The organism is Veillonella sp. ICM51a (assembly GCF_000524355.1).
GTDB classification, from domain to species: Bacteria; Bacillota; Negativicutes; order Veillonellales; family Veillonellaceae; genus Veillonella; species Veillonella atypica.
Genome location: NZ_JAPX01000036.1, coordinates 44,594 through 61,671 on the forward strand (window position 1 = coordinate 44,594; position 17,078 = coordinate 61,671).

General features: G+C 41.1%; 17 protein-coding genes. All 17 read right to left on the reverse strand.

Translation table 11 applies throughout. The features are described 5' to 3' along the window. Positions 1 to 84: 84 nt before the first annotated feature. The 17 genes from HMPREF1504_RS06375 to HMPREF1504_RS06455 all read right to left on the reverse strand — a co-directional run bounded on the left by HMPREF1504_RS06375 (position 85) and on the right by HMPREF1504_RS06455 (position 17,017). Entirely contained in the window at positions 85 to 462 is a 378-nt protein-coding gene (locus HMPREF1504_RS06375) for a PaaI family thioesterase (RefSeq protein ID WP_005377685.1), read from the reverse strand. Further along, positions 459 to 1,601 (reverse strand): o-succinylbenzoate synthase, encoded by a 1,143-nt coding sequence (menC, locus tag HMPREF1504_RS06380; RefSeq protein ID WP_038124463.1) that lies wholly within the window; start codon positions 1,599 to 1,601, stop codon positions 459 to 461. The genes HMPREF1504_RS06375 and menC overlap by 4 nt, the downstream gene beginning before the upstream one ends. Then, a complete protein-coding gene (gene menE, locus HMPREF1504_RS06385) occupies positions 1,594 to 3,021 on the reverse strand; it encodes an o-succinylbenzoate--CoA ligase (RefSeq protein WP_038124465.1) in 1,428 nt (475 codons plus the stop codon). The genes menC and menE overlap by 8 nt, the downstream gene beginning before the upstream one ends. 127 nt (positions 3,022 to 3,148) lie before the next feature. Beyond that, the gene (menB, locus tag HMPREF1504_RS06390; RefSeq protein ID WP_005377688.1) at positions 3,149 to 3,991 is read right to left on the reverse strand and encodes a 1,4-dihydroxy-2-naphthoyl-CoA synthase; all 843 of its coding nucleotides are present in this window, start codon (positions 3,989 to 3,991) and stop codon (positions 3,149 to 3,151) included. Between the two features lie 5 nt (positions 3,992 to 3,996). Beyond that, positions 3,997 to 4,857 (reverse strand): 2-succinyl-6-hydroxy-2,4-cyclohexadiene-1-carboxylate synthase, encoded by an 861-nt coding sequence (gene menH / locus HMPREF1504_RS06395; protein WP_038124466.1) that lies wholly within the window; start codon positions 4,855 to 4,857, stop codon positions 3,997 to 3,999. Beyond that, the gene (gene menD, locus HMPREF1504_RS06400) at positions 4,854 to 6,593 is read right to left on the reverse strand and encodes a 2-succinyl-5-enolpyruvyl-6-hydroxy-3-cyclohexene-1-carboxylic-acid synthase (RefSeq protein ID WP_038124469.1); all 1,740 of its coding nucleotides are present in this window, start codon (positions 6,591 to 6,593) and stop codon (positions 4,854 to 4,856) included. Before menD ends, menH begins: the two co-directional genes overlap by 4 nt. A 68-nt stretch (positions 6,594 to 6,661) precedes the next feature. Next, complete coding sequence (locus tag HMPREF1504_RS06405; protein ID WP_038124471.1) at positions 6,662 to 7,804, reverse strand: isochorismate synthase; 1,143 nt, start codon at positions 7,802 to 7,804, stop codon at positions 6,662 to 6,664. Between the two features lie 171 nt (positions 7,805 to 7,975). Then, the gene (gene purD / locus HMPREF1504_RS06410) at positions 7,976 to 9,238 is read right to left on the reverse strand and encodes a phosphoribosylamine--glycine ligase (RefSeq protein ID WP_038124473.1); all 1,263 of its coding nucleotides are present in this window, start codon (positions 9,236 to 9,238) and stop codon (positions 7,976 to 7,978) included. Positions 9,239 to 9,246: 8 nt separating this feature from the next. Then, positions 9,247 to 10,776 carry a bifunctional phosphoribosylaminoimidazolecarboxamide formyltransferase/IMP cyclohydrolase gene (gene purH / locus HMPREF1504_RS06415; protein ID WP_038124475.1) on the reverse strand — a complete coding sequence of 510 codons (1,530 nt, stop codon included), beginning with the start codon at positions 10,774 to 10,776 and terminating at the stop codon, positions 9,247 to 9,249. An 8-nt stretch (positions 10,777 to 10,784) separates the two neighbouring features. Next, a complete protein-coding gene (gene purN / locus HMPREF1504_RS06420) occupies positions 10,785 to 11,405 on the reverse strand; it encodes a phosphoribosylglycinamide formyltransferase (RefSeq protein ID WP_038124478.1) in 621 nt (206 codons plus the stop codon). After that, positions 11,398 to 12,459, reverse strand: coding sequence for a phosphoribosylformylglycinamidine cyclo-ligase (gene purM, locus HMPREF1504_RS06425; RefSeq protein ID WP_005380238.1), 1,062 nt, complete (start codon positions 12,457 to 12,459; stop codon positions 11,398 to 11,400). Before purM ends, purN begins: the two co-directional genes overlap by 8 nt. Then, positions 12,446 to 13,864: an amidophosphoribosyltransferase gene (purF, locus tag HMPREF1504_RS06430; RefSeq protein ID WP_038124479.1), complete on the reverse strand. Its 1,419-nt coding sequence runs from the start codon at positions 13,862 to 13,864 to the stop codon at positions 12,446 to 12,448. The genes purM and purF overlap by 14 nt, the downstream gene beginning before the upstream one ends. A gap of 14 nt (positions 13,865 to 13,878) precedes the next feature. Then, positions 13,879 to 14,607: a phosphoribosylaminoimidazolesuccinocarboxamide synthase gene (gene purC, locus HMPREF1504_RS06435; protein ID WP_005377738.1), complete on the reverse strand. Its 729-nt coding sequence runs from the start codon at positions 14,605 to 14,607 to the stop codon at positions 13,879 to 13,881. A gap of 24 nt (positions 14,608 to 14,631) precedes the next feature. Then, positions 14,632 to 15,123, reverse strand: coding sequence for a 5-(carboxyamino)imidazole ribonucleotide mutase (gene purE / locus HMPREF1504_RS06440; protein ID WP_005377732.1), 492 nt, complete (start codon positions 15,121 to 15,123; stop codon positions 14,632 to 14,634). A 383-nt stretch (positions 15,124 to 15,506) separates the two neighbouring features. Further along, the gene (locus tag HMPREF1504_RS06445) at positions 15,507 to 15,947 is read right to left on the reverse strand and encodes a hypothetical protein (RefSeq protein ID WP_038124482.1); all 441 of its coding nucleotides are present in this window, start codon (positions 15,945 to 15,947) and stop codon (positions 15,507 to 15,509) included. A 9-nt stretch (positions 15,948 to 15,956) separates the two neighbouring features. Beyond that, entirely contained in the window at positions 15,957 to 16,409 is a 453-nt protein-coding gene (locus tag HMPREF1504_RS06450; RefSeq protein WP_038124485.1) for a hypothetical protein, read from the reverse strand. Positions 16,410 to 16,441: 32 nt separating this feature from the next. Continuing rightward, complete coding sequence (locus tag HMPREF1504_RS06455; protein WP_005380212.1) at positions 16,442 to 17,017, reverse strand: xanthine phosphoribosyltransferase; 576 nt, start codon at positions 17,015 to 17,017, stop codon at positions 16,442 to 16,444. Positions 17,018 to 17,078 lie beyond the last annotated feature (61 nt).

Here is a 17,078-nt window from a genome sequence, read left to right on the forward strand (position 1 = left end):
GGGCGTAGACAGACCCGGCCGGTGGAGAATTTTGCTGTTATCTGCCTCTACAAACGTATTTACTACGAAAGAGGTCTTTTTTTCTTATCGATTTTTAGGTACTATCGCACAGGTTACGGTAACCTGAGATATCAAGCGATGGCTTTCATCATACATATCAAAGCGCCAAACATGAGATGTTTTCCCTTGTAAGAGTAGCTGTCCTTTAGCAATCAAATCGCCTTCTGCTTTCATAGGGCGCATGTGATTTGCGGTTACCGATTGTCCTACAGCAAATTGATCATCTTGAATCAGTTGATTGCTGAGCATCCCCGATAAAATTTCACCAAAGGCCAAGGTAGCTCCACCATTGAGATAGCCTTGTGGCTGCGCATGATAACTAGTTAAATGCATCACCCCTTGCCCACTGGTAGGTCCGGTTAGCTCTACACAATCGATTTGTAATGCGTCTATCATTGTCATAGTGTTCGTTTCTCCACTGTATATTCTTCAATACGATTATCCAATACATCAACGCCAAGACCAGCACCATTAGGCACCTGCATGGCCCCATCGGTAAATAAAATTGCTGGATTGATAAGGTCATGTTCAAAATAGCGACTAGAATCAGATAAATCCCCTGCCATATAGGTATCACCTAAGGCAGCAAGTTGAACATGTAATATCTTTGAGATTCCTGATTCAACCATGCTACCAATCCAGTAGGGAATACCTGCTTCGCGGCATCGTAAAATAGCGGCTCGCGTCTGTATTAAGCCCCCAAGACGACCTACTTTCACATTGAGTACATCGATTAATCTACACTCGATTGCATAAGATAAGTCATCATAGGATAAAATCGACTCATCTAAACAAATAGAGGTCGTAATAGGCCAATTAGGCAACGATTCCTTCCACGCTTTATAGGTAGTCAAATTCGTCATGCTAAAGGGTTCCTCTATGCATAGTAAATTCAAATCATTATAGGCAGCCACCATATCCAGCTGGTCATAGGTATAACTTTGATTAGCATCAACAGCTAAGGCTAATTCTGGATAAGCATCACGCACAAGTCGTGTCCGTTCATAACCATCACGAGGCGATACCTTGAGTTTAATTCGTTTACAACCATTGGCTACATGCTGTTCCACGATACCTAATAGTTCATCCATGGACACGTCACCAATGACGATGCCATTGGAAATAGTTGATTCTAAAGACTGCCCCATGATATACGACACAGAGTTCACGCCTTTTCGGTTGCAATCTAGATTAATTAAAGCATTTTCAAGGCCTGCTATCGTCATGGGCATATTATCGCGCTTTAACCAAAATTGTAACTGCCGAATATAGGCCATTAATGGTTTTGGCCGCATCAAGCGCAACTCTAGAATATAGGTATCCACCAATTGTTTCCATGCGGAATCAACAGTTTCCGCCGTATAAAAAGGGTCTGTGAAAGCGACACATTCCCCGTATCCAACATAGCCTTGTTGATCCTCGATACGAACGATGATACTTTCACGAACACGAACAGTACCCTTAGCCGTTTTAAATTCAAACTTTAACGGCAAAGCCACACGATACGTCGTTATGGATTTAAAGTTCAATACATCATTCATGAGAACCTCCATTTGACGCAGTCATATCGAGATGGGCGGCCAACGACTTACGCATAATCTTACCTGTCCCATTACGTGGCAATGCATCCATAATTGTAATGTATTTAGGCACCTTGTATTTGGCTAGCTTACTAGAAATATAGTCTCGCACGATCATTTTCGAATCGGTACCTAATGCATCTATATCATCAAAAGCAACAAATAGTGCGGGCACCTGCCCCCATTTCGTATCGGCTACAGGAATAACCGCACATTCCTTCACACCTTGCATAGCATACACAGTATCTTCAATTTCCTTCGGATAGATATTCTCGCCTCCAGAAATAATCAAATCTGTACGGCGATTTAAGATGTATAAAAAACCATCTTCATCGACATAACCCATATCATCGGTATTAAAATCGCCATGAATCGGCTCGCGATTAATATAACCCCTCATAACCATAGGCCCATTCAAATGGATTTCCCCGACCCCATCGACATCAGGATTTACGATATGTACGGTCATCCCCGGCAAGGGTTTACCTACCGAATCGAGTTTATTTAGATTTAATAATACAGGCATGGTCACACTTTGACTAAAGGTTTCTGTCATGCCATATGTTTTATAAATCGGAAGTTGTTTCTCCACACATGCATCAACTAGAGGTCTTGGTATAAACTCACCGCCCAATAAGATGACACGCAATTGATGATGTATAATGCGAGGTTCCAAATTTTTTAAGATGGTAGGTACTAAAGACATCATATTGATGCGACCATCATGAATACATTGCAACACTTGTTCTTCATCATAGGATTCCATGATTGTCATTGCGGTTCCATTGTAGAGTGATCGCATCAAAATAGATAAGCCACTCACATGAAATAAGGGCAATACCATGAGCCAATTGTCCTGTTCAGACCTACCTAGCACCTCTTGTGATGCTTGTACATGCGCCTTAATTTGACTCCAACGAAGTGGCACTGATTTAAACTGCCCCGTTGTAGCACTGGTATTCATGATAGCTGCTATATCATTATCATTAACAATCCAATCAAAGATATCCTTTTCCTCATTATGCAACATAGACTCCATAGATTCGAACTCCATAGACGTTACCGATTTAGGTACTTGGCCACATCGCTTAGCACTGTGTAACACAGTTGTAATATGCAGCTGGCATAACTGATTTTCTATTTCGCCCGCTGTAAGATGAACATTTAATAAGAGTACCTCTTTGCGGACTAGCATGGCTGCCAAGAGATAAACAGCCATTGTTACGGAGTTATCCGACACTATAGCGATACGTGTATCTGACAGTGTTTGTAATCGCGTCGCCACGTTCACAACAGCACTATATATATCCTGATAGGTGTAATTATTCATACATATACGATTCGGATAGTACTGTTTTCCATATCGTAACCATTCCATCATCTCACCTCTTAGCTAGCCATAATACTATAAAACATATACGTATAAGAAAGGCGCCTCATATAGAGGCGCACTGCTTATTATGTAAAGGGTTCAGGTCCATACATAAGGACTGATAACCATATTCCGATTAAGGGAATTTAGGGAATTGTTTGAAGTCTGGTTTGCGTTTTTCTTTGAACGCATCACGGCCTTCTTTAGCTTCATCTGTTGTATAGTACATCAATGTTGCATCGCCTGCAAATTGTTGTAAACCTGCAAGGCCATCAGTATCTGCGTTGAAGGATGCTTTTAACATACGCAATGCCATTGGGGACAATGCCAAAATTTCATTACACCATTGAACTGTTTCTTCTTCCAATTTGTCGAATGGTACCACGCAGTTAACCATGCCCATTTCATAAGCTTGCGCAGCCGTGTATTGACGGCAAAGGAACCATACTTCACGAGCGCGTTTGTGACCAATCATGCGTGCTAAATAGCCAGCACCATAACCAGCATCAAAGGAACCTACGCGAGGACCTGTTTGACCAAATTTTGCATTTTCAGAAGCGATGGTAAGGTCGCATACGATGTGCAATACATGTCCACCACCGATGGCAAAACCATTTACCATAGCGATAACAGGTTTTGGAATGATGCGGATTAAATGTTGCAAGTCAAGTACGTTAAGACGAGGAATATTGTCATCGCCTACATAACCACCATTGCCACGCACACGTTGGTCACCGCCAGAGCAGAATGCCTCTTTATCTTCACCTTGGCCGTGGTTAGCACCAGTCAAGATAATAACGCCGATTTCTGCATCGTCGCGAGCAATTGTGAATGCATCAATAAGCTCAATTACGGTTTTAGGGCGAAATGCGTTGCGCACTTCTGGGCGATTAATCGTGATTTTTGCAATACCATTATAGGTTTCGTAAATTACATCTTCATAATTACGATCCAATACTTTCCAATCAAATTTGCTCATGGATATTACCTTTCCTTATATAAAAAATCTGCTAAGACCGTCATAAATGGGCCTGGCTTTTCTAAATGTACATTATGTCCCGCCCCATTGACGATGACATGTTCACAGTTTGGTATATTACTAAACAGTTCTTCTCCTATTGTAGTATATTTTGTATCTAGTGCGCCACTAATATATAAAGATGGCATGGATAATTCTTGTAAGCGATGACCCACAAAGGGCATTACACCTTGCCCCGAGCCACGCAATGTAGCCGCTAATGCATAAGGACTATTATGAGACCGACGTTGAAACAACTTATCTTGTACAACTGGTGAAAGCTGATGTTGACTTTCAAAAATAGAAATGTTAGCCCATTTAGTAGCAAACCACTCTCCATCATTATCTTCTATAGCTAGTGCTAATTGTTCATCAGCAGCTTTACGCGCTTGTCGCTCTACCTCTGATTCAATGCCAACAGAACCACTTTCTAAGATGAGGTTTTCAATTTCAGAACTATACTCAAGAGCATATAGTAAAGCTAATCGTGCCCCCATGGAGTATCCCATGAGAGAATAGCTTTCACCAGCCACGGCAGAAATTACCGTATGTAAATCGTTGAGCATAGTAGGAATAGAAAAGGCAGTCTCATCCTCTGGAATATCCGAATCCCCATGTCCAATCGTATCGATACGGATAAGTTGATAGCCTGGCACAACGATGCCATCCCAGGTATAACCAGACTCAGAAAAACCATGTAAACACACAAGAGGTTTACCGGCGCCAGCTAGCGTCACCCCATATCGATACTCACCAAGATCGACATACATGCGAAGTGCTGGATTGAATAGGGAGTTATCTATAATACTGCAAGCATATTGGCTCATAGTTGGTCCTCCTTGTTTGTAGGAATCGTCGTATATAGCGCATGTAATTCCCGACTTCGTTCTTTAGATGTGGGGATTTCAATAACGTGAACACCTGCTGTTCCAACATAGTTTTGTAACGCATTTTTCAATTCATCATTGCTCGACACACATACAAAGTCGATACCATATAGTGTCGCAAGGCCACTATAGTCTAGGCCTTGTGCGGTACTAAATAAATAATCAAAATACGGCGTTCCCTTTTGCGGCAAATATTCAAAAATACCACCCCCATCATTATTGTGAACAATGATGGTTACATTTAAGGGGTGCGTTTTTGCCACGGCGAGGCCATTCAAATCGTGAAAGAAGGTTAAGTCCCCCGTAAGCAATACGGTAGGCATGCCATTTGTAGCGATGCCAAGGGCGGTAGAAACGGTACCATCAATACCGTTAACGCCACGGTTACCATAGATAATAGCACTGTGACGATTACCAGACCAGAAATAATCCATATCTCGAATACTCATACTATTGGCAACCACAAGTTGGCTATTCTTCGGCAACAATTCTTGTAATAGATGAATCGTATATCCTTCAAATAGCTCTTGTTCCCTAGCTACTGTATCGAGTTGTTTACGGCCTACACCGTCTGCATCAATCCACGTAGCCAAATAGCCATTATCAACTGTATTGAGTTCCTCATCAGCGACTTCTGCATGGACCTCATTTGCCATTACATGAAGCTCAGAAATCTCCATATTCAGTGCATCAACCAAACCTTGTGGTGTCGATTGTACAAAGAGGATCGTGTTTCCTGCAGGGTTTGTATAGTCCATTGTAGGGCTAACAGATATGATTGGGATATGTTGCATGGATGCCACCCACTGCTGAACGCGTTTAGATACGACCATCTGACCAATTTGTAAAATGCAATCTGGTCGCAATGTATCTCGATACACCTCTTGTGAAAGCAATGCATCATAAGATGTAATGACTCGTTCATCATAAACACGACGCATATTGGACAATGGATCACCTAATATTGGCGCATGGAATATATTAGATAGACCAAGAATGGCATCGGCATCCTCAAGATTCGTACTTGGCCCTGCTAAGATAAGCACTTTTTTATTTGCAAGGAGGTCATAGATAGTGCATGCATCACCTGGCTGAATAGCAGCCGGAACAACAGAAAATGGTTGCCTGCCACATTCAAAATGTTTCCTATCTAACTCCGGTACCAATGGCTCAAAGAGCGGTACATTAATATGCACCGGTCCCCTTTTCACATCCATAGCCTTCATATAAGCCTTACGAGCTACTAGGCGCGGATATGTATAGTAATGCTCCTGTTGTGGTACTGCCAATTCCTCGTAATAATTAACAGCTGTACCAAATATTTTTTGTTGATCTACCGTTTGTGGAGCCCCTACATGTTGCAATGTGTGAGGCCTATCTGCGGATAAAATAATCAAGGGTACACCGCTATATTGTGCTTCTAGTACAGCTGGCATATAATGTGCTACCGCTGAGCCCGACGTGCACACGAGAATTACAGGCTTTCTATGGGCCTTTGCGATGCCTAAGGCCATAAATCCTGCGGACCTTTCGTCAATATTCATATAGGTTTCAAAAGCACCGTGTTCCCTAAATAGCATGGCCATCGTTGTAGAGCGCGAACCAGGGCTAAACACGGCATATGTGATGCCTAATTGGGCGAATTCATCTACCAAGGCGGCGATATATTCATTCATGTAATTTCTCCGTAATATAGATGAGGATATATTCCGCATCATATTTTTTCGCACTAGATCTTTACCATTTACAATGCATCTAGAATAGTACGCATTTTATTATTAGTCTCTATATATTCTTCATCCGCATCAGAATCGGCAACCACACCACATCCTGCATAGGCATAGAGAATATTATCCATAATCAAGGCAGAACGAATGGCAACGACAACAATGCCATCCCCCATATCCTTCATAAAACCAAATGGTGCAGCGTACATACCGCGCTCATGAGCTTCGTATGTTTCTAAGAGAGCCATCGCCTTCTCTCGTGGTTCACCACCAAGAGCCGGTGTTGGATGTAGTAATTTTGCCCATTCTACGAGAGATTTTGTGCTATCTTTTGCAGTAATAATGGTACGTAAATGATAGAGATGAGCTAACTCCATAATGCCAGTTTCCCCCACCGTAACGTCTGGAGTGATTTGCTTTATCGTGTTCACGATACGGTCACGGACGATATTATGTTCAAAGAGATTTTTCTTATCACTTAGCAACTGTTCCTTAGTCCACGCATTAGGGCCATCCTTTGGCGCGGTTCCAGCCAGTGCATAACTAAGGATTTCGCTACCACGATGACGCACCAAAATTTCAGGAGAGGCCCCCACAAAGGTGCGCCCATCCTTCTCATAGCCAAAGATGAAACAGTTCGGATTATTTTCAACCAAATTGGTCAAGATACTCGCCACATTAAACGGTGTATCACTTGTGAATTGCACCTCACGGGATGCGACCACCTTTGTCATCTCTCCACGGCCGATGCCATCTGAAATGGCATTCATTAAGTGGTCCCAATCGCCTTTATCATCACTAGTTTCACGGAAATCATGACGAATATGAGGCACTTCTATATCTTCGATGCTAACACTTTCACCAGCATGCAAATAAAAGGCTTCTCCATTTTCTACGATGTAGTAATGGGTGAACGCAATCATTTCATGCCCCATTCCCGACCACTTAGGATCCTTTGATGTGTCAAAAAAAGTATCCCCATAAAATACATACGCATAATTATGGCGATCCTCATCATCTTTAACTGTGGCTAGACGTTTAGCGCCTACAACAATACGATTACTTTGCCGGTCCACCCAAAAAACACGTTCCTCATTGGGGAAATTAAGCCAAAAGGCTACAGGACTATTCAGTTGTAACGGTTCTTTATTATAAATCATAATGGTATATCGCTATTACAAAGAAAACAGACTCTATTACATCACCAAATGTCATCTACATTGGTGTTTCTATGTATATCGATATTATTATATCACGGGTACATACTAAATTATAGGCAATAAAAATCCCCTACACCGTATGCATATGCATATAGTATAGGGGATTATGTATTATTTGAAAGCTTTTGCACCAATATCCTTACGATATTGCATGCCCTTAAATGTAATATGATCAACACGCTCATAGGCACGGTCTAAAGCGGTTCGCAAATCCTTACCCAGTCCCACAACGCCAAGAACACGACCACCATTCGTGACATAATGGTCACCTTCTAACTTCGTACCAGAATGGAAAATGATGGATGTATCATATTGTACAAGTTCACCTAAGATGACATCGCCTTTAGACGAGGTTTCTGGATAGCCTTTTGAAGCGAGAATGACACAGGCAGCAGAAGAGTCTTTCCATTTCACCATATTAGATTGTAATGTACCTGTAGCACAGGCCATCATAATTTGTCCTAAATCACCTTCCAACAATGGTAATACCACTTGTGTCTCTGGATCGCCAAAGCGTGCATTAAATTCCACGACCTTAGGGCCTTCACTAGTAATCATAAGGCCTGCATAAAGACAGCCCACATATGGCATACCTTCCTTTGCCATGGCTGCTACCATAGGCTCTAAAATGGTCTTCATGGCTTCATCGCGCAATGCATCAGTTAGCACAGGTGCTGGTGCATAGGTTCCCATACCGCCTGTATTAGGACCCTTATCACCATCAAAGATACGTTTATGATCTTGAGAGGCAATCATAGGAACTACGGTCTTACCATCTACAAAGGCAAGAAGGCTCGCTTCTTCACCTGCCATGAATTCCTCAATAACAACGGTACTACCAGCCTCGCCAAAGCGATTTCCGCTTAGCATGTCATCAACGGCTGCATTAGCTTCTTCAACAGTCATTGCCACTACAACACCCTTGCCAGCTGCTAGGCCATCTGCTTTCACCACAATAGGGGCCCCTGTTTTGGCGATGAATTGTTTTGCTTCATCTACATTGGAGAATACACCGTAAGCAGCTGTAGGGATATTATATTTTTTCATAAGATCTTTAGCAAAGACCTTAGAACCTTCCAATTGAGCAGCCGCCTTGGAAGGCCCAAACACAGGGATTCCTGCTTCATGCAACGCATCTGCAAGACCTGCCACAAGAGGCGCTTCAGGACCTACAACAACAAGGTCCACCTTATTATCTTTCAAAAAACGGATAAGATGATCCGTATGAGACCAATCAATGCCTACTAGTTCAGCACAATTTTTCATAGCCGCACTGCCAGGAACGGCATACACCTTTTCTACACTCGGACTGATGGATAAACGCCACGCTATAGCGTGTTCGCGGCCGCCATTACCGATTATGCAAACCTTCATAGTTACCTCTAATGTTTAAAATGACGAATGCCTGTAAATACCATCGCAATACCTGCTTCATCAGCAGCTTTAATGGATTCTTCATCACGGATAGAACCACCTGGTTGGATAATAGCAGCTATACCATGTTCAGCCGCTGTTTCTACGGTATCGCCAAATGGGAAGAACGCATCAGATGCAAGAACAGCCCCTTTTGCAGCCTCTCCAGCTTGTTCAAGTGCAATTTTAGCCGATCCAACGCGATTCATTTGACCGGCACCAACACCTAGTGTTCGTTTCTCGTTAGAAATTAAGATAGCATTGGACTTTACATGCTTTACAAGCTTCCATGCAAATTCAAGAGCTTTCCATTGTTCTTCTGTAGGTTGCGCCTTTGTAACAACCTTATAATTAGCACGGTCTTCTACGATGTCATCTTCCGTTTGTACGAGCATACCGCCAGACACCTTTTTCACAGTTACTTGACCAGATTCAGGCTTAGATAACTCGATGAGACGAATATTTTTCTTCGCTTCCAAAATATCTAGAGCTTCCTTTGTGAAAGCTGGCGCCATGATAACTTCTAAGAAAATCTTGCTCATTTCTTCGGCAGTGGCCGCATCAACTTCGCGATTTAACGCAACGATGCCACCAAAAGCGGATACAGAATCGGCTTCATAGGCATTGACATACGCATCATGCAATGTTGCTGCCGTTGCGGCACCGCATGGATTAGTATGTTTAATAATACATGCCGCAGGATCCGTAAATTCCCACACCATATTCCACGCAGCTTCCATATCTACAATATTGTTATAAGATAATTCCTTACCGTGTAGTTGTTTTAATGCCCCCATGCCATGAGCCTTGCCAATTTCTTTATAAAAAGCTGCCTTTTGATGAGGATTTTCGCCATAACGAAGGTCCATAACCTTTTCATAAGCACTTAAATATTCAGGAGGTGTAGGGCCTTCTCCAATAACACCACTCATATAATTAGCAATCGCTGTATCATAAGCAGCTGTATGAGCAAAGGCTTCTTTAGCAAGTGCAAAACGATAGTCTTGCGTCAATGCACCATTTGTTCTAAGCATTTCTAAAATTTCATCATAGTGATCAGGGTTAACCACAATGCCTACATATGCATTATTTTTAGCCGCAGAGCGCACCATAGTCGGGCCCCCAATATCTATATTTTCAATAGCATCTTCTAATGAAACATTTGGTTTTGCAATCGTTTCGCGGAAAGGATATAAATTTACAACCACTAAATCGATTGGTAAAATACCGTGTTCTTCCATAGCGGCTTGATGCTTGGCATTATCACGAATCGCTAAGATGCCACCATGTACCTTTGGATGTAACGTCTTTACACGACCATCCATCATTTCAGGAAAACCGGTAAGAGATTCTACAGCCTTTGCAGGAACGCCTGCATCAGAAATAGCTTTCAACGTGCCACCTGTAGAATAGATAGTCACCCCTAAGTCTACAAGACCTTTGGCAAAGTCGACAATACCTGTTTTATCAGAAACACTAAGTAATGCGTTTTGAATCATCGTTCCTCCTAAATATAATGTACATTGCGTCCTTCTATACGTAATGCATCTTCACAGAACAAGCGAAGTGCTTCACGATAGGTCGCATGTTCTACGGGCAATAATCGTTCGGACAAAGTATCCTCTGTATCATCTGGATAGACAGGAACCGTATTTTGCATGATGATAGGACCTGTATCCATACCGGCATCTACAAAATGAACGGTACAACCTGTTACTTTTACGCCCGCATCAATAGCCTGTTGATGACCATGAAGCCCTGGAAAGGATGGCAATAGAGCAGGATGAATATTTAAAATCTTATGTTCATAGCGAGCAATAAGACCAGCCCCTACAATACGCATGTAGCCTGCCAACACAATACCATCAACACAATACGGCTTAAGAGCATCCAATTGAGCTTGTTCAAAGGCTTGCTTTGAATCAAATTGACTACGTTCAATAGCAATAAGTGGAATGCCCCATCCTTTAGAGCGTTCTACAATACCTGCATCTGCATGGTCTGTAATAATAACGACAAACTCGCCATTGATAAGGCCCTCTTGCATCGCCTTGTACAAGGCTTCGCCATTTGAGCCTCTACCACTGGCAAATAGAGCAAGACGCTTTTTAGATACGGAATTAGTCATTAAATACCGCCCCTTTTACGACAACAGGACCTTCGCCTGCAACGATACGACCAATTTCATATACTGCTTCATTTCGGCTTTCAAGATTAGCTTTCACCGTATCTACATCATCGGCATCGACGATGAGAATCATACCGATACCCATGTTAAACGTACGGTACATTTCATGCCAATCCACATTGCCCCATTCTTGCAATTTTGTAAACACAGGAAGGCGTGGCCATGTATCACAATCTACCTCAGCAGTTACGCCATTTGGTAGTACGCGTGGAATGTTTTCATAGAAACCACCACCTGTGATATGAACCATACCTTTGATATAGTTTTCTTTAATCAACGGTAATACAGCTTTAGGATACAAGCGTGTTGGTGTTAATAGTTCTTCGCCAAGGGTTTTACCAAATTCTGGAATGTCTTGATCTATAGAGAAACCCTTATGGTCGAAAACGATTTTACGAACCAAGGAGAAACCATTGGAATGAACACCGGAGGATGGCAAACCAAGAATGACATCACCAGATTTAATATGTTCACCTGTAATCAGTTTAGGACGATCTACAATACCTACGGCAAAACCTGCCACATCATAGTCACCTTCACCATAGAAACCAGCCATCTCAGCTGTTTCCCCACCAAGGAGAGCACAACCTGATTCTTCACAAGCATTAGCGACGCCACGTACGATATCAGCGACTTGTACGGGATCAAGTTTACCAACCGCTACATAGTCTAAGAAGAACAGAGGCGTTGCCCCTTGCACAAGAATATCATTTACACTCATGGCCACACAGTCTTGTCCAATCGTATCATGTTTATCCATCATGATAGCGAGGCGCAATTTTGTGCCAACACCGTCTGTGCCAGATACGAGCATTGGTTCTTCCATGGAATGACCTGCTAAGGAGTATAGTCCACCAAAGCCACCTAAATCACCTACAACACCTGCTGTGTATGTTCTTTTTACGGATTCTTTCATCAACTCTACGGCTTTATTACCGGCATCGATATCTACACCTGCATCACGATAGGTTAATCCTGTTTTATTCGAGCACATATTTGACCCCTTCCTCTTGTTCTGTAGGCACATCTACCCTGTAATCGCCATTGAAACAAGCGAAACATAAATCCGCTTCTGGCACGCCGCTAATAGCTCGGCACAAGCCTTCTTTTGATAGATAATGCAATTTATCTGCCTTAATATAATCTTTAATTTCTTCGATTGTGTGTGTGGCCGCAATCAATTCTTTACGAACCGACGTATCAATACCATAGTGACAAGAATATTCGATAGCCGGCGAGCTAACACACATATAGATTTCCTTAGCGCCTGCCTCTTTTAACATCTTAACGATAAGGCCGCTTGTGGTACCACGCACGATAGAGTCATCGATTAATACAATACGTTTACCGCCTACAACCTCTGGCATAGCATTTAGCTTCATACGCACAGCTAGTTCCCGCTCTTCTTGATTAGGTTTGATAAATGTACGTCCACTGTATCGATTTTTAATCAAACCTTCTGCAAAAGGGATGCCCGATGCACGAGCATATCCAAGAGCAGCCGTCGTGCCAGAGTCGGGAATAGACATGACGATATCTGCATCATATTTAGTTTCATTATATAGTTCACGTCCCATATTGAGTCGTGTTTCATATACAGATTGGCCATCGATTTTACTATCGGAGCGCGCAAAATAAATATATTCAAAGACACAAAGTTTTTTATCAATTTTTTGAGGTTCTGCATAGATTGTGCTGCGCACACCACGATCATCGATGATAACCATCTCACCTGGGTCAATATCGCGAATAAATTCAGCCTTTATAGCATCAAAAGCACAGCTTTCACTAGATAACACATAGCCATGTTCAGTCTTACCTAAGCAAAGAGGTCTAAAGCCTTGAGGATCGCGAACCCCAACGAGAGAGTCATTAGTTGTAATAACCAAGGAAAAGGCCCCTTCAATTTGACGTGCCGCATCAGCAATGCGTTCCTCTTGCGTATCAGCCTTAGAACGAGCAATTAAGTTAACGATAACCTCTGAATCCATAGTTGTTTGAAAAATGGAACCATCTGCTTCAAGTTGACGACGGATGCCTAGAGCATTCGTCAAATTGCCATTATGGGCTACTGCAATTTGGCCACCTTGATAATGGATTACAAGAGGTTGAATATTACGTGGATTATTAGAGCCTGTTGTAGAATACCGAACATGACCAGTCCCCATATGGCTTTTTAATGTTGGTAATTCCTTGATAGCCTCAGTCAATAAACCCATACCTTTTTTTAGAGCCACTTCATTACCATCGGTAATAGCGATACCTGCACTTTCTTGACCGCGGTGTTGAAGGGCAAACAATCCCCAGTATACATATCGTGCAACGTCAACAGTGCGGTCAAACACACCAAAGACGCCACATTCTTCATGCCATTTGTCAAAAATTGGATCGTAGTTCATCAATAACCCCCAGGTTATGCACGTTCGCCCGTTAAGCGGAATAACATTTCTTTATAAGCTTCTTCGATATTGCCAAGGTCGCGACGGAAACGGTCTTTGTCGAGTTTTTCACCTGTTGTTGCATCCCAGAAACGGCATGTATCAGGAGAAATTTCGTCACCAAGCAATACTTCTCCATTATGTGTACCAAATTCAAGTTTAAAATCGACTAATGTTACATTCTTAGTAGCCAAGAAGTTTTTAAGGATATCGTTAACCTTCATAGTAATTTCGGAAATTCTATCCAATTGTTCTTGCGTAGCCCAGCCAAGAGCTGTGATTTGAGATTCGTTGGCAAATGGATCGCCAAGTTCATCATTTTTGTAGCAGAATTCAAGAATTGGATGTTTAAGAGGCGTACCTTCTTCAATGCCAAAACGTTTAGCCATAGAACCAGCAGCAATATTACGAACGATAACTTCTAGAGGAACAATGTTCAACGTCAATACTGTTTGGTTACGGTCATCTTCACGACGAACGAAATGTGTTGGAACGCCTTCTTTTTTCAATAATTCAAAGAAGAATGAGGAAATTTTATTATTCAATACGCCTTTACCAAGGATAGTATCATGTTTTTCACCATTAAATGCAGTGGCATCATCTTTGTAGTGAACAATATATGTTTCCTTGTCATCTGTTTGATACACTTGTTTTGCTTTGCCTTCGTATAAAAGTGTTAATTTTTCCAAATCGATATTAGCCATGATAGTAATCCTCCTATGTAATAATTATTTATTTAATTCTGCTTGTAATGCAGCATTATCTGCTAAAACCTTGTCAGCCATATCTTTGCGATAGGCAACATATTTTTCTTTTAGTTCCTTGTTGAAAGTAGCACCGATTTGTACTGCAAATAGTGCTGCATTTTTAGCACCATCTACGGCCATTGTTGCTACTGGCATACCAGACGGCATTTGTACGATTGCCAAGAGGGAATCAATGCCCTTTAATGCGGTTGCATTAAGAGGAATACCGATAACAGGTACGGTTGTAAAACTTGCCACCACTCCAGGTAGATGGGCTGCAGCGCCTGCACCTGCGATAAAAGCGATTGCTCCTTCTGCTTCAAGGCGTTCCACAAAAGACTTAACAGCCTCTGGTGTACGATGCGCAGAAGCAATCACCATTTCATAAGGAATATTGAATTCATCTAATATAGCAGATGCTTTTTTCATCGTGTCTAGGTCAGATTTACTGCCCATGATAATGCCAACCTTCATTGTTCCTCCTTAATAAAAAAACTCGACCTAAAAAGGCCGAGTTTACGCACTGATAGCGTTAGCAGAAATAGTCATAATAGTAACGGATGTTAGGTTCATATGTCTCTTCATGATAACGCCTCCTTATCTGTATCTAAATTGTATCAGACCAATTTGTATCGGTCAATCATTTTTCGAATAATAATTATATTAGTTTTTATAATTGTTCGTTATATTCCGAACTATATAGTGCTTATGTTAAAAATTACACAGTATGATACGAATAATAATTATTATATACGAATGTACATTGATAAAAAAAGACTTCCACACATAGGTATGGAAGTCCCTTGTATTCTATTCCCTATTCACACGATATACTATCTTATAAGGAATATCATATTTTATTGTACATTGATTTCAAAAGCAGCTTTTAAATCGCCAACGGCCTCAGGAATATAATCCACAATCGACGTCATTAAAGCATACATCAACTCTGGTATAAACTCATCATTAGCACACATGTAGACGCAATCTAAATACAATGTAGAATCTTGTTCATCAATATAGAATTTATAGTTTTTATACATTGCATTCTCACGATTAATCAATGCATTAATGGCCGCCATATTCTGCGCTGTTACCTTTTCAGGACCAAGCACTAAACGGATAACACTGTAAATACTATTATCTAAGATCACGAACATCGGCATATCCCAAAGCGGTGATTTAATATAAGATCGATATACAACTGTACCATCTTCATCATCAAAATCTTTGCGCTCAAAAGCCGTTACTTCTTCTGCCTTCATAAATTTATCAAAGGCTAATGCTTTAGGATTCATACTAACCTCTTATTTTACTTGTCCTACAATTTTCAAAATTTCTGGATGAACTTCATCTAAATGCGGTTTAATAACCTCTAACATAAGATTAACCAATACTGCTGGTTCAAATGTTTCAGCTGTAGATGGCACAGAAATATCAGTGTAAATATTGCTGTCTTCATCATTTACATAGTATTTTGTCACTTTAAATTGTTGGTTAAGCTCATTCAATTTAGGCAATACTTTTTTAATGGCTGCATCTGTAATGCTCGTTGTTGTAACTGCAACACGAATATAGGAGAATACAGAATCATCCAACACGATAAAAACAGGTAAAGAATTACCATGAATTTCTAAACGACCATGGTATACAACCGTATTGTATTCATCGCCTTCAATAACATCCTTTGTAAACCATGTATTACCAGATTTTTCAATGTCCGCTACTAGTACATCAAATTTCTCAGCTTTTACGTTCATTATTCTACCTCTCTCCGCAAAAAACTATAGGACTAGTCCTCTATAAAAACACATTTATTATCTTTAAATTCTTTGATGCGCACTAAGGATTCAACACGGAAACCAGCATTTTCTAAGCGTTCACGACCTGGTTGGAAAGACTTTTCAATAGCAATTGCCATACCAACCACTTCATCGCCTGCATCTTTTACAAGTTTAGCAAGCCCCATAGCTGCTTCACCAGAGGCCAAGAAGTCATCAATAATTAAAACTTTTTCGCCTGCTGGCAAGAATTTTTTAGAAATTGTAATGTCATAATTTTCTTCTTTTGTATAAGAATATACAACAGAATGATATACATCATCGACCATAAGAATAGATTTTTTCTTACGAGCAAATACTAATGGCACATCTAGTTCAAGAGCAGCCATCAATGCCAAGGCAATACCAGATGCTTCAATGGTAACAATACGTTGAACACCAGCATCACGATAGCGGTCAGCAATTTCTTTACCAATAGCTTTAAATAAATGTGGATCGATTTGATGATTTAAAAAACCATCAACTTTTAATACACGATTGTTTAAGACAATACCTTCTTCACGAATGCGTTGTTTTAATAATTCCATTTCGTTTTACCTCCGCATAACTATCTTTAAATTTTAACGTAAATCAACGCTTAGGGTCAAC